20 protein-coding genes are annotated in these 17,580 nt (G+C 73.5%); 14 read left to right on the top strand and 6 right to left on the bottom strand.

Features of this window, described 5'->3' with window-relative positions; translation table 11 throughout:
* Window positions 1–53 precede the first annotated feature (53 nt).
* Window positions 54–845: an alpha/beta fold hydrolase gene (locus tag ACR68M_RS04285; protein ID WP_441249045.1), complete on the bottom strand. Its 792-nt coding sequence runs from the start codon at window positions 843–845 to the stop codon at window positions 54–56.
* A gap of 189 nt (window positions 846–1,034) precedes the next feature.
* On the opposite strand from ACR68M_RS04285, the gene ACR68M_RS04280 reads away from it, so the two are divergent.
* Both ACR68M_RS04280 and ACR68M_RS04275 read left to right on the top strand, forming a co-directional pair.
* Entirely contained in the window at window positions 1,035–2,291 is a 1,257-nt protein-coding gene (locus tag ACR68M_RS04280; RefSeq protein WP_441249044.1) for a sulfite oxidase, read from the top strand.
* A 76-nt stretch (window positions 2,292–2,367) separates the two neighbouring features.
* Window positions 2,368–2,991, top strand: coding sequence for a TetR/AcrR family transcriptional regulator (locus ACR68M_RS04275; RefSeq protein ID WP_441249043.1), 624 nt, complete (start codon window positions 2,368–2,370; stop codon window positions 2,989–2,991).
* A gap of 17 nt (window positions 2,992–3,008) precedes the next feature.
* On the opposite strand, the gene ACR68M_RS04270 is transcribed toward ACR68M_RS04275, so the two are convergent.
* Window positions 3,009–3,809, bottom strand: a complete 801-nt coding sequence (locus tag ACR68M_RS04270) for a phospholipid scramblase-related protein (RefSeq protein ID WP_441249042.1) — start codon at window positions 3,807–3,809, stop codon at window positions 3,009–3,011.
* A 22-nt stretch (window positions 3,810–3,831) separates the two neighbouring features.
* Complete coding sequence (locus ACR68M_RS04265) at window positions 3,832–4,734, bottom strand: acyl-CoA thioesterase (protein ID WP_441249041.1); 903 nt, start codon at window positions 4,732–4,734, stop codon at window positions 3,832–3,834.
* A gap of 158 nt (window positions 4,735–4,892) precedes the next feature.
* Between ACR68M_RS04265 and ACR68M_RS04260 the strand changes: the two genes are divergently transcribed.
* Window positions 4,893–5,828 carry a DUF389 domain-containing protein gene (locus ACR68M_RS04260; RefSeq protein ID WP_441249040.1) on the top strand — a complete coding sequence of 312 codons (936 nt, stop codon included), beginning with the start codon at window positions 4,893–4,895 and terminating at the stop codon, window positions 5,826–5,828.
* A gap of 19 nt (window positions 5,829–5,847) precedes the next feature.
* On the opposite strand, the gene ACR68M_RS04255 is transcribed toward ACR68M_RS04260, so the two are convergent.
* The 3 genes from ACR68M_RS04255 to ACR68M_RS04245 form a co-directional block, all read right to left on the bottom strand.
* Complete coding sequence (locus tag ACR68M_RS04255; protein ID WP_441251506.1) at window positions 5,848–6,990, bottom strand: MBL fold metallo-hydrolase; 1,143 nt, start codon at window positions 6,988–6,990, stop codon at window positions 5,848–5,850.
* Window positions 6,991–7,349: 359 nt separating this feature from the next.
* Window positions 7,350–7,805: a MaoC family dehydratase gene (locus tag ACR68M_RS04250; protein WP_441249039.1), complete on the bottom strand. Its 456-nt coding sequence runs from the start codon at window positions 7,803–7,805 to the stop codon at window positions 7,350–7,352.
* Window positions 7,806–7,896: 91 nt separating this feature from the next.
* Entirely contained in the window at window positions 7,897–8,385 is a 489-nt protein-coding gene (locus tag ACR68M_RS04245; protein WP_441249038.1) for a pyridoxamine 5'-phosphate oxidase family protein, read from the bottom strand.
* 146 nt (window positions 8,386–8,531) lie between these two features.
* Between ACR68M_RS04245 and ACR68M_RS04240 the strand changes: the two genes are divergently transcribed.
* From ACR68M_RS04240 to ACR68M_RS04190, 11 genes are all read left to right on the top strand, one after another.
* Window positions 8,532–9,368, top strand: a complete 837-nt coding sequence (locus ACR68M_RS04240) for a hypothetical protein (RefSeq protein WP_441249037.1) — start codon at window positions 8,532–8,534, stop codon at window positions 9,366–9,368.
* A gap of 312 nt (window positions 9,369–9,680) precedes the next feature.
* The gene (locus tag ACR68M_RS04235; RefSeq protein ID WP_441249036.1) at window positions 9,681–10,160 is read left to right on the top strand and encodes a hypothetical protein; all 480 of its coding nucleotides are present in this window, start codon (window positions 9,681–9,683) and stop codon (window positions 10,158–10,160) included.
* A gap of 266 nt (window positions 10,161–10,426) precedes the next feature.
* Window positions 10,427–11,089: a hypothetical protein gene (locus ACR68M_RS04230; RefSeq protein WP_441249035.1), complete on the top strand. Its 663-nt coding sequence runs from the start codon at window positions 10,427–10,429 to the stop codon at window positions 11,087–11,089.
* A gap of 35 nt (window positions 11,090–11,124) precedes the next feature.
* Window positions 11,125–11,898, top strand: coding sequence for an SAF domain-containing protein (locus ACR68M_RS04225; RefSeq protein WP_441249034.1), 774 nt, complete (start codon window positions 11,125–11,127; stop codon window positions 11,896–11,898).
* Complete coding sequence (locus ACR68M_RS04220; protein WP_441249033.1) at window positions 11,898–13,016, top strand: hypothetical protein; 1,119 nt, start codon at window positions 11,898–11,900, stop codon at window positions 13,014–13,016. The genes ACR68M_RS04225 and ACR68M_RS04220 overlap by 1 nt, the downstream gene beginning before the upstream one ends.
* Window positions 13,006–14,538, top strand: a complete 1,533-nt coding sequence (locus tag ACR68M_RS04215) for a CpaF family protein (protein WP_441249032.1) — start codon at window positions 13,006–13,008, stop codon at window positions 14,536–14,538. Before ACR68M_RS04220 ends, ACR68M_RS04215 begins: the two co-directional genes overlap by 11 nt.
* Window positions 14,538–15,491, top strand: a complete 954-nt coding sequence (locus tag ACR68M_RS04210) for a type II secretion system F family protein (RefSeq protein ID WP_441249031.1) — start codon at window positions 14,538–14,540, stop codon at window positions 15,489–15,491. The genes ACR68M_RS04215 and ACR68M_RS04210 overlap by 1 nt, the downstream gene beginning before the upstream one ends.
* Complete coding sequence (locus ACR68M_RS04205) at window positions 15,488–16,372, top strand: hypothetical protein (protein WP_441249030.1); 885 nt, start codon at window positions 15,488–15,490, stop codon at window positions 16,370–16,372. The genes ACR68M_RS04210 and ACR68M_RS04205 overlap by 4 nt, the downstream gene beginning before the upstream one ends.
* Before the next feature lie 53 nt (window positions 16,373–16,425).
* Window positions 16,426–16,671, top strand: a complete 246-nt coding sequence (locus tag ACR68M_RS04200; protein ID WP_441249029.1) for a hypothetical protein — start codon at window positions 16,426–16,428, stop codon at window positions 16,669–16,671.
* A gap of 41 nt (window positions 16,672–16,712) precedes the next feature.
* Window positions 16,713–17,090 (top strand): TadE/TadG family type IV pilus assembly protein, encoded by a 378-nt coding sequence (locus ACR68M_RS04195; RefSeq protein ID WP_441249028.1) that lies wholly within the window; start codon window positions 16,713–16,715, stop codon window positions 17,088–17,090.
* Between the two features lie 2 nt (window positions 17,091–17,092).
* On the top strand, window positions 17,093–17,557 hold the full coding sequence (locus tag ACR68M_RS04190; protein WP_441249027.1) for a TadE/TadG family type IV pilus assembly protein: 465 nt from the start codon (window positions 17,093–17,095) through the stop codon (window positions 17,555–17,557).
* Window positions 17,558–17,580 lie beyond the last annotated feature (23 nt).

The raw sequence follows: 17,580 nt of genomic DNA, 5'->3' as shown, positions 1-17,580 counted from the left end.
GACACGTCGATAAAACAGTTACATGTCGTACTATGTCCATTTTGGCTGCCGGGTCAGGATCTGACGCGCCGGAGGAAGCTCTCCAGGGCGGCGAGCAGCTCGTTCCGGCGCTCGGTCAGGACGAGGTGACCCGAGCGGAGTTCCAGCAGCTCGGCGCGCGGGACGCCCCCGGCGAACAGGCGGTGCTGCTCGGGGGTGGCGAGGGCGTCGGCGGTGGCGGCTACCACCAGTGTCGGGACGGTGAGGCCGGGCAGGTCGGCCCGGACGTCCAGGCTGCGGACCAGCTCGAACTGCCGGCGGAAGCCGGGCGGGGTGGTCGCCGCGATCAGCTTGGCCAGCGCCGTCAGGTCGCCCTCCGGCTGGGCGTTCACCCACTCGGGGCTGAAGAACAGCGGGATCGTCAGCTTCGCCAGCAGCAGCGGGTCGTGCTCGTGGGCGGCCATCAGACCCTCCGTCAGCAGCCGTAGGTGCGGTGCGGCGTGGGCGACCCCGGCGACCAGGACCAGCGACCGGACCCGGCCCGGGTGGCGGGCGGCCGCCCGGACGGAGACCGCCGCGCCCATCGAGAAGCCGACCAGGTCGAAGGTCTCCAGCCCCTCCTGCACCGCCGCCGCGACCAGCCGGTCGGCCAGGTCGTCGAGCCGCAGTGGCCCGGCCTCCAGCGGCGTACGGCCGGAGCCGGGGAAGTCCGGTGCGACGACCGTGCGGTGCCGGGCGAGCGGGGTGATGAAGGTGCCCCAGTTCGCCTCCGCCCCACCGCCGCCGCCGTGCGCGAGCACGACGCCGGGGCCGGAGCCCCGGGTGATCCGGCCGAGCGGCGGGGAGCTGGTCAGGGCCTGCGGCATCGGAGTCTCCGGAGGGTGCTGGTGGGGGCGGTGGTCAGGTGATCATGACGGAGAGCTTGCGGAGTGTGTCAAGGCCGGGTGTTCTCCGGACATGACCATGCCCACGCCCCTACGATCGTGCACACAGCAACCAGCCCGGCCGGAGCCCGGCGGCCGGTCGTGTGCCCCGATCCGGAACGGAGCGTCCCGATGGACGAGTTGGAGTACGACCGCCGCCGACGCCGCCAGTGGCTGGCGGGCACCGCGCGGGCCGAAGGCGTCGAACGCCGCACGCTGCTGCGGATGATGGCCGCCGCCGGGGTGCCGGCCTTGGCCCAAGTGCTGGCACCGGCACGGGCGTTCGCGTCCGCTCCCGGCAGCCCTGTGCCGGGGATCGTCAAGCCGCTGCCCGCCGAGTGGTTCGTCCCGCGCGGCACCAACGCCGAGATGCGCTGGGACACCTTCCCGCCGCACACCTCCCAGGTGCCCGCCGAGCGCTTCTTCGTCCGCAACCACACCAGCACCCCGCTGATCGACGCCGACACCTGGCGGCTGCGGCTCTTCGGCAGCGGACTGCCCGGCTCCGCAGTCGAGTTCAGCCTCGACCAGCTGCGCCGGATGCCCGCGGCCGGTGTCACCGCCATCGTGGAGTGCGCGGGCAACGGCCGCAGCTTCTACACCAGCCAGCAGCAGCAGAGCGTGCCCGGCACCCCCTGGACCCTCGGCGGCGTCGGCTCCGCGCACTGGCGGGGCGTCCGGCTGTCCGAGCTGCTGCACCGGGCCGGGCTCCGCCCGGACGCCGTCGACGTGCTGCCGACCGGCCTCGACCCCGAGTACCTCACGGCCGACGGCACCAACCTCGGGCACGTCCGGCGCCCGCTCCCGATCGCCAAGGCCCTGCACGACACCCTCGTCGCGTACGAGATGAACGGCGAGCCGCTGCTGCCCGACCACGGCGCGCCCGCGCGGCTCGTGGTGCCCGGCTGGGTCGGCGTCGCCTCGATCAAGTGGCTCGGCAGCCTGGAGGTCGCGGCCGAACCGCTCTACTCGCCCTGGAACACCGACTTCTACCGCCTCTTCGGCGCCGCCTACCCGCCCGGCGGCAGCGCGCCGCTCGCCGAGCAGGTGGTGAAGAGCGCCTTCGAACTGGCCCGGGGCGCCGTGCTCCCGCAGGGCCGGGCGACCCGCCTGGAGGGCCGCTCCTGGTCCGGCTCGGGCGCCGTCCGCAAGGTCGAGATCAGCACCGACGGCGGCGCCAGCTGGCGCCCCGCCCACCTGCGGGACGAACCCCGGGCCGACACCTGGACCCGATGGAGCTACGACTGGCGGCCCGAGCACCCCGGCCCGTACGAGCTGCGCGCCCGCGCGACCGACCGGCGCGGCAACACCCAGCCGGACACCGCCGTGCTCAACCGCGAGGGGTACCTCTTCGGCGCCGTCGTCGCCCACCCGGTGACGGTCGCCTGACACCCCGCCGCCCTGACACCCCCGCCCTGTTCACGCGCCGTTCGCAGGCGGGTGGCGGCGCCGTATCATGGGGCGGGTGACCAAGGTTGACCTGTCACCGAGGCCGGTCGAGGCGATGTCGGCCCGTCAGCTCGAACGCCGCCGGGCCCTGATCGCCGCCGCGCTCGCGGTGGTGAACGAGACCGGAGTCGAGAGACTCCAGATGAAGCAGGTCTGCGAGCGCTCCGGGGTGGCGCTCGGCACGGCCTACCGGTACTTCTCCTCCCGGGACCACCTGCTCGCCGCCGCGATAGCCGACTGGCACCGGCTGCTGCTCACCGACCTGACGGCCGAACTCCGGGGCCCCCGAGCCGTCCTGACGCCCACCGACCGGGTGGTCCGGTTCGTCCGGCACGGCATGCGGGCCTACCAGCGCCAGCCGCAGTTTGCCCGCCTCCGGGTGGCGGTCGCCGCCTCGACGGACCCGTTCGCCAGCGAGGTGCTCCAGGGGATGGCCCACGCCGACAACGCCGCACTTCGTCTGGTGATGGCCCAACTGCCCCCGGTCGGCGGCGAGATCGTCCGGCACATCGTCGGCCATGCCTGGCAGGGCGAGCTGACGGCATGGGTCACCGGGCGCACCACGCTGGACGACGCCCGGCGGCGGCTGGAGGACGTCGTCCGGCTGGTGCTGACGCCGTACGAGACGTCGGCACCTTAGACCGGTCGGCCCTACGGTCACTGATCGCCGTGGGAGTCCGGGTTGAGGAGGGTGTTGGCGGTGAGCGCGGCGGCGACGGCCAGCGAGCGGAGCGGCTCCGGGAGCGGGTGGAGGAACTCGACGTAGTAGTGGTCGGTGCCGCCGAGCACGCTGAGGGTGAGACCGAGGCCGTCCCGGGCGATCCGGCCGACCTCGGTGCCGTTGTGGTCGGTGACGGTGAAGGTGAACGCGTACCAGCCGTCCGCCCGTAGGTGGCCGACGGGTTGACCGCCCGCGAGCAGGTCGAAGCTGATGTGCCCGACCACCTGCTGCTGCACGATCTCGCCGACCGGCGTGCCGTCCGGCCGGTTCACCGCGACCTTGGCCCGGACGACCTTGGTGCCCCGGCTGAGCACCAGGAACGGCACCCCGGCGGCGTCGCGGATCTCGAACTGCCGGGAGAGGTACTTGTCCATGTTGCTCATCAGGCGGAGCGCCTTGCGGGCGCCGTTCTGCCCGGTCTCGGCGACCGAGCCGACGGTCGCGCCGTGCCGGTCCAGGATGTTGTAACTGGTGCTGATGTCGACCCACTTGAAGTTCTGGTCGACGACCAGCGCCTGCGCACCGAGCAGCGCTTCCGGGCCGTGGGTGGACGGGCCGTGGGCCTGCGCAGGGATCGGAGCCGGAGCCGGAGCCGGCATCGGAGCCGGGGCGTGCGGCGGGGGAGGGGCGGTGGGCGGCTGACGGGTGTGCTCCGTCCACGCCGCGCCGTCCCACCAGCGCACGGCGGGGTGGCCGAAGGGGTCCTGGTACCAGCCAGGGGCTGCGGTCTGGGTCACGCCCCGAGCCTACCCGCCGCCGTCAGCCGCGCCGTTCGCGCAGCAGCGTCTCCTGGACGGCGGAGGCGACCAACTCGCCGTCCTGGTTGTAGAACTCACCGAGCGCCAGGCCGCGCCCGTCCGAGGCGGAGGGGCTGCGCTGGGCGAAGAGCAGCCAGTCGTCGGCGCGGAAAGGCCGGTGGAACCACATCGCGTGGTCGAGCGAGGCGAGGATGATCCGGGGCGCCTCGCGGCGCTGGATGCGGTGCGGCTGGAGGTGCAGCGCGGTGGTGGAGGCGAGCGTCAGGTCGGAGAGGTAGGTGAGCGCGCAGACCTGGAGCAGCGGGTCGTCCGCCGGGAGCGGGCTGCCCGTCCGCAGCCAGACGAACTGCTGCGGGACGCCCGGGAGTTCGGCGGGCATGCCGGGAGCGTCCGGCGGAATGAAGCGCATCTCCATGGTGCGGAAGACGGTCGCGCGGGCGTAGCCCTCCGGGTCGGCCTGTGCCCAGGCGGGCATCGGGTCCGGCAGCTCGTCCGGGCCGGGCACCGGCGGCATGGTGCGCTGGCGCTCCGGCGTCGCCTCGGCGGTCTTGAAGGAGGCGGAGAGCGTGAAGATCACCTCGTCGCGCTGCACGGCCGTCACCCGCCGGGTGGCGTACGAGAGCCCGTCGCGGACGCGGTCGACCTCGTACGTGATCGGCTGCTGCGGGTCGCCGGGCCGGACGAAGTAGCTGTGCAGCGAGTGCACCAGGCGCTGCGAGGTGAGAGTGCGTCCGGCGGCGGTCAGTGCCTGGGCCGCGACCTGCCCGCCGAAGGCGCGCATCGGCGCCCCGGCGTGACAGCGGCCCCGGAACAGGTTCTCATCGAGCTGCTCGATCCGGAGCAGCTCGGCGAACGGTCCGGCCTCGGCCTCGGGCTGTGCATCCTGTCTGATGGCGTCTTTCACGTGCACATACTGGCAGACGACGCGCGATCGGCGGTGTGACCTGGGTAACTGGAGCGTGGTAGAACGCGTTCCAGGTCGGTGTCGGCCGGGGAGCCCTCCGCTCCGGGGCCGCGCGCGCGTGACAGGGTGGGGCACTGCCCCCGACACCTGGAGAGACCGTGCTGCACCTGCGGCTGATCGTGCCCACCGAGCTGCGGGACGCCGTGCTCGCGGTGCTCGACGACTGCGTCGGCGTCACCCACGTCGTCCTGCTGCCCGACGCGGCCGTCCGGCCCGCCGGGGACCTGGTGCTCTGCGACGTCGCCCGGGAGGCGGCCGACGAGGTGCTGGCGGGCCTGCGAGCGACCGGGCTCGCGGAGACCGGGGCGATCGGGGTGGAGGAGGTCGGGCTGACGATCTCCCGGGCCGCCGACGAGGCCGAGCGGCTGGCCCCCGGCGACGGCGCGGACGCCCTGGTCTGGGAGGCCGTCTCCGAGATCACCCACGAGGAGTCCACCCTCACCGGCGTCTACCTGGCCTTCATAGTGGTGGCGACGATGCTCGCGGCCTGCGGTTCGGTACTCGACAGCGCCGTCCTGATCGTCGGCGCGATGGCCGTCGGCCCGGAGTTCGGCCCGCTCGCGGGCCTGTGCGTCGCCGTCGTCCAGCGCCGGGCCCGGCCCGCCGTACGGTCGCTGACCGCGCTGGTGGTGGGCTTCGCCGTGGCGATGGTGCTCACCACCGGCTTCTCGCTGCTTATGGATTCGCTCGGCCTCTTCACCGTCGAGCGGTTCGCCGGCCTGCGCCCGAACACCTCGTTCATCTGGCAGCCCGACGCGACGTCCTTCGTGGTCGCCCTGCTGGCGGGCGTCGCGGGCCTGCTATCGCTGACCTCGGCGAAGGCCGGCGCGCTGGTCGGGGTGGCGATCTCGGTGACGACCGTACCGGCGGCCGCCAACGCGGCCGTGGCACTCGGCTACAACTCCTACCAGCAGGCCTGGGGCTCGGTGGTGCAGCTCGGCCTCAACCTGCTCGGCATCGTGATCGGCGGCGTCCTGACGCTGCTGGTGCAGCAGTGGGCCTGGCGGCTGGTGCGGCGCCGCCGGGCCGCCTGACCGCCTGGCTGGTGGATTGTCAGACCGTCACGCCGTCGTCCTCGACCCGGCGGGTGTCCGACGGCTGGGTGGCGAGCTCCGGCACCAGCAGCTCGGCGCCCTTGGGCATCGCGGCGACGGCCCGCCACCAGAGCTTGAGCGGCGGCGGCACGGCGGGCTCGAAGGGCCGGCCGGGGAGCGGCACGGCGAGGGTGGCGCCGAGCGCCTGGGCGGCGGCGAGGGAGCGTTCGGCGGGCTCCTCCCACGGGTGCGGCGCGAGGTTGAAGGTGCACCAGTGGACGGGGAGCAGGGTGCGGCCGCCGAGGTCCAGGTGGGCCCGGACGCCCTCTTCCGGGGTCATGTGCACCTCGGGCCAGAAGTCGCTGTACGCGCCGATCTGCATCATCGTCGCGTCGAACGGCCCGAGTCGGCGGCCGATCTCGGCGAAGCCCGGGAAGTACCCGGTGTCGCCGCTGTGGAAGATCCGGTGCTCGGGCCCGGCCACCACCCAGGAGGCCCAGAGGAAGTGGGTGCTCGTCCGTGGGCCCCGGCTGCAGTAGTGCCGGGCCGGGGTCGCCGTCAGCGTCAGCCCGCCGACCTCCGCCGACTCCCACCAGTCCAGCTCGACGATCCGCCCGGTCGGCACCCCCCAGTGCTCCAGGTGCGCGCCGACGCCCAGCGGCACCGCGAACACCGCGCCCGTGCCGCGCAGCAGCGCCTGGACGGTGTGCATGTCGAGATGGTCGTAGTGGTCGTGCGAGATCACCACGACGTCGACCTGTCCCAGCTCGCCCAGTGGCACCGGCACCGGGTGCAGCCGCTTGGGGCCCGTCCAGCCGAACGGCGAGCAGCGCTCGCTCCAGACCGGGTCGAAGAGCACCCGGCGCCCGTCCAGCTCGGCCAGCACCGTGGCGTGGCCGAGCCAGGTGAGCCGCAGGCCCGAGTCGGGCGCGGCGGCGAAGTCGATCGGCCGCGGGCGGTGCAGCGGCACCGCGGCGGCGGGGACGCGGCGGGCCCGGTCGGCGGTGAGCTGCGCCCGGCTGATCTCCAGCGGCGTGCGCTCGTAGACCAGCCGCCGGGTCGGTACGGGATTCTGGAAGGCGCCGTCGGCGAAGTTCGGCGAGTGCAGGATGCGGGCCAGCCGCTCGCCGCGCGGCTCGGCGCCGAAGGCGTCCGTGCGCAGGCGGTGCCAGGCGGCGCGTGCGGCGCTGGTGTGCCGGGTGTTGCCGCCGGGGCCGGTGGTCGTGCCTGCTCCGAGGGCGCCGGGCGGAGCGGTCGGCGCGGTCGGAGCGGTGACCCGGGGGATCCAGGGGAGACGACTGGGCACGGAACCTCCAGGAGCGACCTCGGCCTACGCACGGCTCGTACGGCAGTGCGCGAATACCCGCACTGCCGTACGACAACCATCTCTTCGGGACACTACCGGCCCACCCCTGTGCGGACGCGGTGAACGCGAGCACGTCACGCCGTTCGGCGTACCGCTGCGGTCGGGCGGTGGTCAGGTCGTGCTCCGGCCGTGCTCTGGCGGTGGCCAGGCGGTGCTCAGGCCGCGTAGAAGCGGGTGATGGTCTCCGCGACGCAGTGCGGCTTCGCGCTGGCCTCGCTGGTGATCGTGTAGCGCACCAGCGCCTGCACGCCGCCGGGCACCTCATCGGCCGAGACCAGCTCGGCGCGGGCGCGGACGGCAGTGCCGACCGGGACGGGGGCGGGGAAGCGGACCTTCTCGGAGCCGTAGTTGAGCGCCATCCGGATGCCCTCCACGCCGTAGCACTCCTTGGCGAGCACCGGGATCAGTGAGAGCGTCAGGTAGCCGTGCGCGATGGTGGTGCCGAACTGGCTGGCCTTGGCACGCTCCGGGTCGACGTGGATCCACTGGTGGTCACCCGTCGCCTCCGCGAACAGGTCCACCCGCTGCTGGTCGATGAGGTGCCACTCGCTGGTGCCCAGTTCGCTGCCGACGGCGGCGGTGAGATCGGCGAGGGAGGCGAAGATCGTCACGACATGCTCCTGGTGGGTGCTCCTGACTGGACCTCGGAGAGTATGCCTACCCGGGAGTCACTTGTGCAGGGGGCCAGAGCTTGCCGTCCGGCTACCGGTCGGCCGGCTTCCCGGCCGGGAGCAGCCGACGGCCGCTGACCAGCTCGGGGGTGAGCACCACGAAGACCTGCTCCCGGCCGTCCACCCAGGGGCGCGGGCCCTCGTGCAGCAGGTGCTCGTACAGCACCGGGTCACGGACCACCTCGGCCCGGCCGTGCACCAGGACGCTCCACCCGGTCTGCGTCGCCGGGTCCAGCTGGTCCGCCTGGAAGGCCGCGACCGTGCCGTCCAACGCCCGCGTCACGGTGCTGCCCGCGCGCAGCGCGAGCACCAGAGTCCCGTCCGCCGCGACCTCGAACGCCACCGGGAGCACGGCGGGCAGCGCGTGCTCGGTGTACACCACGCGCCCCACGGGCACGGTGCTGAGCAGGCTCAGGCACTCGTCCTCGCCCAGGGTGTCCACACGGGTGTCCACGCCGGTGTCCACGCCGGTGTTCGTACCGGTGTCCATGCCGGTGTCCGTACGGTTGTCGCGTTCCATGACTTGATGGTCCCGCGCCGAGCTGGAAGCCAGTAGGGCCCATGGTCCCGGAAAGCTGCCCGTGGCCGTGCACGGCGGGCGATACGTTGTGCGCCGTACGGGGCGGACCGACCCCGGCACCCGGTGGGGCGGAGGGACAGGTGCGGATGAGCGGCGGCATCGAGCTCGTGGTGATCGGCGCGGACGGCGGCCCCGAGCGGGGCCACGCCGGATCGGCCCGGGTGGCGGACGGCGCGCGGCTGCTCGCCGACACCCTGCCCGGCAGAACCTTCGACGCGGGCTGCCGCGTCACCCTGGTGCCCCCGGACGCGGACGCCAACACCATGCTCACCGCGCTGCGCGCCGCCTCGCAGCGCCCCGCCCGCTGGCTGGTGGTCTGCCTGCTCGGCCAGCTCACCGCCGACCCGCGAGGCCGACGGCTGGCCCTCGTCACCGGCGGCAGCACCCCCGACAACGCCTACCGGCGCGGGCTCGCCTGGGACTGGGTGGTCAGCACGATGGTGCACGGCGACCAGGAGGAGACCCTGCTGCTGGTCGACGCCGTCGCCGACCGCGACACCTGGACGGCACTGGAACGCGGCGGCGAGGACGGCGCCGGTGAGCTGCTCGCGCACTCCCGGGTGCCGCTCTGGGGCCGCCTCGGCCGCTACTCGGCCGGCCGCCGCGGCCGCGACGCCGTCCTGCCGGGCGGCGACGGCTCGTTCAGCTGGGCCCTCGCCCGGGTGCTCGACCACGGCGTGCCCGGCGCCCCCGCCGCCGTCGGCCCCGGCGAACTCGGCCCCGCCGTCGAGGCGGAGCTCGGCCGCCCCGAGTACGCCGGAGGCGGCGACGGCGCACGGTTGCTGACACCTGGCGAGAACGGGCGCCTCCTGATGCGCAATCGGGCCTCGGTACGGGGTGCATTGGCCGGATTGTCGCTTTCGGAAGAACTGTTGGCAGTTCTGTGGCGAGAAAGTGCCCCAACCGATCCGCCTTCCGCGTAGTGTCAGGTGGCCCAAGGTGTTGCCGGGGCGGGGCAGGTTGGCGAAGAATCGACCCTTCGACGGCGCACGGCGGGCTGAACTGTACGGCGGGACGGCGGATTTCTTCTGGCGGCACGACCAACACCCCTGCGGTCGAAGGGGCGTTGGCGGCCGCGACAAGGTGGGGCGATGCGGCAGCGTGGAATTGTGTTGCGCCCTGGGGTTGTCGGGGCTTGCGGTGGCCTACTGCTGGTGTTCCTGACGGCCTGCGGTGCCGGCGACACGGCTGGTTCCACCGACCGCCTAGCAACTCCCGGGGTGGGAGTGACGAGCGTGACCCCGGTAACTCCTTCGGGTGGTTCGGGCACCGGCACACCGCCCCCCACCGACGGCTCCGAAGGCGCAGTCGGCCGACTGGTACTGAGCGCCTATCAGGACTGGTGGAGGGCACAGACCGAGGCTTTCAGCCGATCGGATTCGGACGGTTCCCAGCTGCAGGTGTACTCCACCGGAAAGGCCCTCAGCGGGGCACTGGCAAGCCTGCACCAACTTCACGAAGCCAAGCTGGTGATGATCGGAGCGCCCCGGAACTCTCCGGTGGTCCGGGCGCTGAATCCCACTTCTGCGCCGAACACTTCGACGATCGAGGACTGTCTCGACGTGACGGGGTGGCACCAGGCCGACGCCGTGAGCAAGGCGATAAGGGACCCGCAGCAACGCCTGACCCGTTACCTCGCCACTGTTTCGCTCCGCAGGACCGAGGGCCGCTGGATCATCGTCGACTTCGAGCGCGAGGTGGACCGGACATGCTGAACTCTCTTTGGCGATCGGTGATTCGCTTGGCCGTACCGATCGCAATGATCGGCGCGACAATCCTCCCGGCTGCTGCCGATACCGATCCGACCGGGGGCGTGAATCCCTGCGCTGTCCGCGATATCTGCATCGTCATCACCGGGCCCGGCGGTACTCCCAGCCCCGGGTCGACCTCTCCCGGTGGGGCAGGGGGCGGGGCCGAGGTGCCGACGTGCCACTGGAACGGGCGAGAATGGCCCTGCTGGGACGACGATCTGGGGTGGTTCATGACCTCGGACGGGTGCTACTACAAGAGATCGAATCCGCAGCCGGAGCCCGGCGACAAGGCGTGGGCCGGGCACGATCCGGCCAGCGGAGCGGTCTATGAAGTCAACTGCCGGGACGTCGGTAACGTGCTGACGGCGAAGGACCCGGAGTTCTTCACGCAGCCCCCGGGCGGGCCGCCGCCGGACCGGCCGGTTGATCTCGCCTGGCAGGCGATCGGGTTGATGCGGTTCCACGTGCCGAAGCTGCACGCGGCTCCGGCCGGTACCGCCGTGGTCGGGGCTCCGGTCTGGCTCTGGTACGAGCGGGGCGACGGCACCTCGGACCCCCAGACCGCGACCGTCAGCGGGCACACGCTCACCGTCACCGCCAAGGCCGTGGTCGACAACGTGCACTGGGACACCGGCGACCACGGCGCGGTCGACTGTGCCACCCCCGGTACCGAGTACGCCCCGGGAGCGACGGCCTCCGACTGCACCTACACCTACCGGACTGGCTCCGCACTCCAGCCGCAGACCTCCTACTACCTGACGGCCGTGATCACCTGGCACGTCACCGCGACCATCGTCGGCCGGAACAAGCAGGTGATCGACTTCATGTACCCCATCGCCAGCGACGTCCCGCTGCAACTGCGCGTCGGCGAGATGCAGGTCCTGAACAACTGACCGTCGGCAACCCCCGTACGAAAGGCCGAAGCCCGGTGGAGAACCGAACCTTCCCGTCGCCGAGCCCCGGCACCGGCACGCTCGCTCCCGAGCCCGTGCGGGCGGCGCCGCACGCGCCCGCCCGCACGCTGCGGGCCCGCCGCCGTCGGCCGGCCGTGCTCGCCATGGCGGTCGCGCTGATCGCGGCGGGCGGGCTCGGCGGGGCCGTGCTCTACAACAGCACCGGGCAGCGGATCGCCGTGCTGGCGCTGGCCCGTGACGTGCCGATGGGGCAGGCGCTGACGGCCGACGACCTGGTGGTGGCGCGGATCGCCGGTGACCCGGCGCTGCATCCGCTGGATGCGCGGGACAAGAACCGCACCGTCGGCCTGCGGGCCACCACCGACCTGCGGCGCGGTGGGCTGCTGCTGAACGCCGATGTGTCGGCCGCGCCGGTGATCACGCCGGGGCAGGTCACCGTCGGGCTGGCCGCCAAGCACAGCCAACTGCCCGCCACCAGGCTGCAGCCGGGCCTGCGGGTGCTCGTGGTCTCCACCCCCGACAGCTCGGGGCAGGGCGGCACGACCCGGACGCCCGAGGTGCTGGCCGCCACCATCGTCACCCTCGGGCGGACCGACGCGGACGGCGGTCAGGTCATCGATGTCGCGGTCGGGCCCGGCGACGGCGCCCGGCTCGCCGGGTGGGTGGCCGGCGGCAAGTTCCAGGTCATCCTGGCGCCGCGTGACGCGAACAGCCAGGCCGCGCCGTCCACCGCACCGTCCGGCTCCCCGTCCGCGTCCCCGTCGGCCTCGGCGGGGGGCGGTGCCTGATGGCGGTCGTCGCGGTGGTCGGCGGCCCGGGAGCGCCCGGGGCCACCACCTCAGCCCTGGCCCTGCTGCTCGCCTGGCCGCTCCAGCCCGGCCGCCGCCTGCTGCTGGTCGAGTGCGACCCGGACGGCGGCGCCGTGCTGGCCGGAGCCCTGGAGGGCCGGGTCGAGGCGGTGTACGGGCTGCGCAACCTCGCCGTCGCGGACCGGCGCGGCCTGCTCGCCCAGACCATCTGGGAGCAGCTGATCGACCTCTCCCCGGAGGGCAACGGCGAGCGGCTGCTGCTGCCCGGCCTCACCGACCCGGCGCAGGCGCCCGGCCTCGCGTACACCTGGGAGCCGCTGGTGGAGGCGCTGCACGGGCTGGAGGCGCAGGGCTACGACGTCATCCTCGACCTCGGGCGTTCCGGCGCGGTCGGGCCCGGTGCGGTGCTCGCCCGGCGGGCCGACGTGGTCGCCGTCGCGGTGCGCAGCACGCTGCGCGGGCTCAGCGCCGTCCGGCCGCGGCTGGCCGCGCTGCGGGACGACCTGGAGCAGGCGGGGACGGGCGCGGACTCGCTCGGGCTGCTGCTGATCGCGGAGGGCCCGTACCCCGTCGCGGAGGTCTCCCGGCAGTTCGGGGTGCCGGCGCTGGGGCTGCTGCCGTTCGCGCCGCGTACCGCCCGGCTGCTCTCCGACGGCGGGGACATCACCGACCGGCGGTTCGTCCGCTCGGAGTTGATGCGGACCGCGCGGTCGGCGGCCGACCAGATCCAGCTGCTGATCCGGCGCCGCCGCCAGCGGCTCACCCCGGCCCCGCAGCCCGCCCAGCCTCAGCCTGCCCACCCGCAGCCCGTCCAGCCTCAGCACCCGACGTACCCAGCCGTCGAGTCGCACCCGCTCGCGTACCCGCCGCAGGGCCCGGCCCAGCACCCCGGCCCGTACGCGCCCCAGCCGCCGGTGCCCGAGCCGTACGCACCGCAGCCCTACGCACCGCAGCCCTACGCACCACAGCCCTACGCGCCCCAGCCGGGTGCGCCCGCCAACTACCCTGCGCCGCATGTGCCGCAGCCCGCTGCTCCCGAGCCGTTCCCCCCGGCGTCGGGGCAGATCACCTACGGGGAGGTGCTCCGTGCGCGGTAGCCCGCTGCATCAGCGCCCGCCGCAGGCCGACCCGGCGGCGCTGCCCTGGGCCGTCGCGGCTCAACCGGTGCCGCCTGCGGCCGAGTTCAGCCCTGGGCCGGTGAAGGCGGTGCCCGCGCTGCAGCCGGTCGGCATCAAGCCTGCTGTCGACCAGCAGGTCGCCCGCGAGCTCAAGCGGCAGGTCGCGGCCGAACTCCACCAGCAGCTCTCCCGGTTGGCCGACGGCTCCGGCCTGGAGGCCGACCGTGCGACCCGCCGCCAACGTGGGCGGGCGCTGATCGAGGAGGCCGTCGCCCGCTGGTCAGACGCGTACGCGCAGACCCACGGCATCCCGCCGACCCGCGAGCAGGACCGCGCGCTCGCCGAGGCCGTCTACGACCTGCTGTTCCGGGCCGGGCGGCTCCAGCCCTATCTCGACGACCCGGAGATCGAGAACATCCTGATCAACGGCTGCGACGACGTGTGGATCTCCCGCGTGCACCAACCCCTGCGCCAGGTGCCGCCGGTGGCCGACAGTGATGAGGAACTCGTCGAGCTGCTCCAGGACTTGGCCCGTCAGCACGGCGGTGGCGAGCGCAGCCTCTCCACCGCCAGCCCGACGCTCGCGCTGCGGCTGGAGGGCGGCATGCGCCTCCAGGCGCTGACGGAGGTCACCCCCCGCCCGTACGTGGCGATCCGCCGCCACCGGGTCGCCTCGGCGACGCTGGCCGACCTGGTCGCACTCGGCACCGTCGACACGACCCTGGCGGCCTTCCTGGCGGCGGCCATCCGGGCCCGGAAGAACGTGATGATCACCGGTACCCAGGGCGTCGGCAAGACCAGCCTGCTGCGGGCGATGGCCGCCGAGATCCCGCCCGACGAGCGGATCGGCACCCTGGAGTCGGAGTTCGAGCTCTGGCTGCACACCCTCGGCCACCTGCGCCAGGTCGTGCCGATGGAGGCCCGCGAGGGCAACGGCGAGCGGGTCGACGGCCGGGCGGCAGGGGAGTTGACGATCGGCGAGCTCATCCCGGCCGCGCTGCGGATGACGCTCTCCCGGATCATCGTCGGCGAGGTCCGCTCCGGTGAGGTCGTCCCGATGCTGCGGGTGATGACCAACGGCGAGGGCGGCTCGATGTGCACCCTGCACGCTCGCGCCCCGCACATGGTCGTCGACCGGATCGCCGAACTCTGCCTGGAGTACGGCTCCCACATGACCGACAGCCTCGCCTACCGACTCACCGCCAACGCCGTCGACCTGATCGTGCACGTCGCGATGGTCGACGAGACGGCCGTCGGCGGCCGTCGGCACCGCTTCGTCTCGCACGTCCTGGAGGTCACCGGCCTCGGGGAGAACGGCCGCCCGGCGATGAACACCGTCTTCGGCCCCCGCCCCGATCTCGGCGAGCCCCGGGCAGTGCCGCACACCCCGCCGCAGTGCCTGGACGACCTGCGCCGGACGGGCTTCGATGCGGGCAGGCTCCAGTCCCCGTACGGGAGTTGGACGGCTCCGCTGGCGCTGCGGATCGGTGGGGCGCACTGATGCTGCTCTTCGTGGTCTGCGGCCTGCTGCTGGCCGGCGGTGTCACCGCCCTGGTCGTCGGCCTGATCGGCGCCGAGCCGGCCGACATCGACGAGAACCCGCTCGCCGGGCGGCTGCACGTGTTCTGGTACGGCGCGCCGGGCGCCGCCGCGCCCGGCGTCGTCCGGATGCGGCGCGTCCAGAGCGCGGCGGCGCTGGTGGGCGGCCCGCTCGCCTGGCTGTTCACCGGCATCCCGCTCACCGCGCTGCTGGTGCCGCTCGCGGTCTTCGGCGTGCCCTGGCTCTTCGACACCACCCGCTCGGACACCCGCCGGATCGAGCGCTTGGAGGCCCTCGCGGAGTGGACCCAGCGGCTCGCCGACGTCCTCCTGCTCGGCGTCGGCCTCAACCAGGCGATCCTCACCAGCCGCCGGACGGCGCCGCCCGCGCTGGACGCCGAAATCGCCGAGCTGGCCGCCCGGTTGCAGTCCCGCTGGCGTCCGGAGGACGCGCTCCGGGGCTTCGCCGACAGCCTGGCCGACGCCACCTCCGACAAGGTGCTGGCCGCGCTCGTGCTGCGAGCGGGGGACAGCGGGCCGGGCCTGGCCCGCGCGCTGGCCGACATGGCCGACTCCGTCCGGGACGAGGTCCGCCAGCGGCGCACCATCGAGGCGGACCGGGCCAAGCACCGGGCGACGGTGCGCTGGCTGGTCGGCATCATCCTGCTGGTGATAACGGTCGGCGCCTTCAACCCCCGTTACACCGCGCCCTACACGACGTTCACCGGCCAGATCGTGCTGGGAGTCGTCTCGGTCTCGTTCGTCCTGGTGATCGCCTGGATGCGAGCCCTGGCCCGGCACACCCCGCTGCCGCGCCTGCTGGAGCCCGACCGGCGGAGCAAGGCCGGGCGGCTGCCGAACACGGCGCCGGTGCCGGGTGACGAGCCCGCCGCCCTGGCCAAGGAGGCCCGATGATCTCGCCCTGGGCCGTCCTCGCCGGCGGCGCCGCAGCGGCCGGTGTCGCCGTGCTCGTCGCCGAACTCCGCCCGGCGCCGCCGGATCTGGGGCAGGCCCTGGACCGGCTGCACCGCGCCCCGGCGGACCACCGGAGCGACGGCGACCAACGCCTGCCCTGGTACGACCGGTTGGGCGAGAGCGGCCTGCGGCTGCCCGGCGCCCGCATCCCGCACCAGCAGCTCGCGCTGATCAACCGCACCCCGGCCCGGTTCATGGCGCACAAGCTGCTCTTCGCCCTGATCGGGCTGCTGCTGCCCGGGTACGTGGTGGCGGTGGCCACCCTGGTCGGCTCCGAACTCCCGGTGGCCGTACCGCTGCTGGCCGGCCCGCTGCTGGCGCTGCTCGGCTGGCTGGTGCCCGACGCGATCGTGGCCGGCGAGGCGAAGGAGGCCAAGACCGAGTACCTGCACGGCATCGCCGCCTACCTCGAACTCGTCGCCCTGGAGCGCGCCGCCGACTGCGGCCCGGCCGAGGCCCTGCGCCGCGCCGCAGCCGTCGGCCGGGGCACCGTCTTCCGCCGCATCCGGGACGCCCTGGAGCGCGCCGCCACCGACCGGCTGCCGCCGTGGGACGGCCTGGAGACCCTCGCCGAGGAGCTCGGGCTGACCCCGCTCCAGGACGTCGCCGACATCATGCGGCTCTCCGGCACGGACGGCGCCGCCGTCTACGACACCTTGCGGGCCCGCGCCAAGGGCCTGCGGGGCGAGTTGCTCGCCGAGGACCTCGCACGGGCCAACACCGACAGCGAACGCATGGTGGCGCCGGGCACCCTGCTCACCCTGCTGATGACCTCACTGATCGTCTTCCCCGCGCTCTACCAGATGCTCAACGTCACCTGATCGCCCGCTCGTCCCCGCCCCCGTCCCGCTCCGCCCCTGTCCCGGAGGATCACATGGCCCGCGCCCGTCACCTGCTCTCCTTCCTTCTGCTGCCCGTACAGCTGGCCGTCCTGCTGCTGCAGTACCAGATCGGCCGTGTCCGGGTCGCCCGCGCGGCCGGCGACAGGGGCGCAATCAGCATCGAACTCGCCCTGGCGATCGTGGCGTTGGTGGGCATCGCGATTGCCGTCGTGGCCGTCCTGAACAGTCTGGCCGGCCGAGTCGAGACCAAGGTCAACAACACGGTGGCAACTCCGTGATCCGAAGTCCGCGCCCGGCAGGCCGGTCCGACCGGGGGGCGATGGCGATCAGTCTGGCCATCGTCTTCCCGGCCGTCCTGGCCATCGTCCTGCTGGTCGTGCAGGTCGCACTCTGGTGGTACGCCGGCCAGGTGGCGATGAGCGCGGCCCGCGAGGGCGCGGACGCCGGACGGGTCTACGACTTCTCCGGCAACCCGGCCGCCGCGCGGGATGCGGCGGCGAAGCGCGGGGCGGGCTTCGTCCAGCGGTTCGGCGGCCTCGCCGAGTGGCGCGGCGCGGACGCCGCGGTGGTCGGCACCACGCTCCACATGAGCGTCACCGTCCGGCCGTTGAGCCTGCTGCCGATCCTCTCCGCACCGGACATCACCCGGCACGTCGACGTCCCGGTCGAGCGGTACGTGCCGCAGGGCGGGGGGTAGGCGTGCACCGACGGAGGACTCTGCGGCGGGCCACCGCTCCCGCCCGCGCCGGTCGAAACGGCGACACCGGCAGCGTGGCCGTCGAGGCGGCGATCCTCGCCCCCGCGGTGGTGATGCTGGTGCTGATCGTCGCGCTGGTCGGGCGTATTCAGAGCACCGGCGGGGTAGTTGATGCGGCAGCCCGTGCGGGTGCTCGGGCCGCTTCGCTGGAGCGCACCAGGGAGGGTGCGCAACAGAAGGCCGAGGCAGCCATGCGGGACGTGCTCGACAGACAGCACGTGGCGTGTGCGGAGCTGTCCGTCCCGCCGGTCGTCTTCACACCGGGGGCAGGCGGGCTGGTCACCGTCCACGCCGAGGTGCGGTGCACGGTCCGGTTCGACCGGTTGACACTCAACGGAGTACCTGGCCGGACGGAGTTGACCGGGCAGTTCGCCTCGGTGGTTGACCGCTACCGGGGCACCGGCTGATCATCAGGCGGACGAAGCCGCCA

This window comes from Kitasatospora sp. McL0602, from assembly GCF_052076145.1.
Classification (GTDB): domain Bacteria; phylum Actinomycetota; class Actinomycetes; order Streptomycetales; family Streptomycetaceae; genus Kitasatospora.
This window is presented reverse-complemented; position numbering and strand designations above follow the sequence as displayed.

Bases quoted from the DNA above. Each gene is read 5' to 3' on its own strand.
- ACR68M_RS04220 (WP_441249033.1), top strand. From the start codon at position 11,898: ATGGCGGTCGTCGCGGTGGTCGGCGGCCCGGGAGCGCCCGGGGCCACC.
- ACR68M_RS04205 (WP_441249030.1), top strand. From the start codon at position 15,488: ATGATCTCGCCCTGGGCCGTCCTCGCCGGCGGCGCCGCAGCGGCCGGT.
- ACR68M_RS04245 (WP_441249038.1), bottom strand. From the start codon at position 8,385: ATGGAACGCGACAACCGTACGGACACCGGCATGGACACCGGTACGAAC.
- ACR68M_RS04210 (WP_441249031.1), top strand. From the start codon at position 14,538: ATGCTGCTCTTCGTGGTCTGCGGCCTGCTGCTGGCCGGCGGTGTCACC.
- ACR68M_RS04230 (WP_441249035.1), top strand. From the start codon at position 10,427: ATGACCTCGGACGGGTGCTACTACAAGAGATCGAATCCGCAGCCGGAG.
- ACR68M_RS04280 (WP_441249044.1), top strand. From the start codon at position 1,035: ATGGACGAGTTGGAGTACGACCGCCGCCGACGCCGCCAGTGGCTGGCG.
- ACR68M_RS04240 (WP_441249037.1), top strand. From the start codon at position 8,532: ATGAGCGGCGGCATCGAGCTCGTGGTGATCGGCGCGGACGGCGGCCCC.
- ACR68M_RS04285 (WP_441249045.1), bottom strand. From the start codon at position 845: ATGCCGCAGGCCCTGACCAGCTCCCCGCCGCTCGGCCGGATCACCCGG.
- ACR68M_RS04195 (WP_441249028.1), top strand. From the start codon at position 16,713: ATGGCGATCAGTCTGGCCATCGTCTTCCCGGCCGTCCTGGCCATCGTC.
- ACR68M_RS04200 (WP_441249029.1), top strand. From the start codon at position 16,426: ATGGCCCGCGCCCGTCACCTGCTCTCCTTCCTTCTGCTGCCCGTACAG.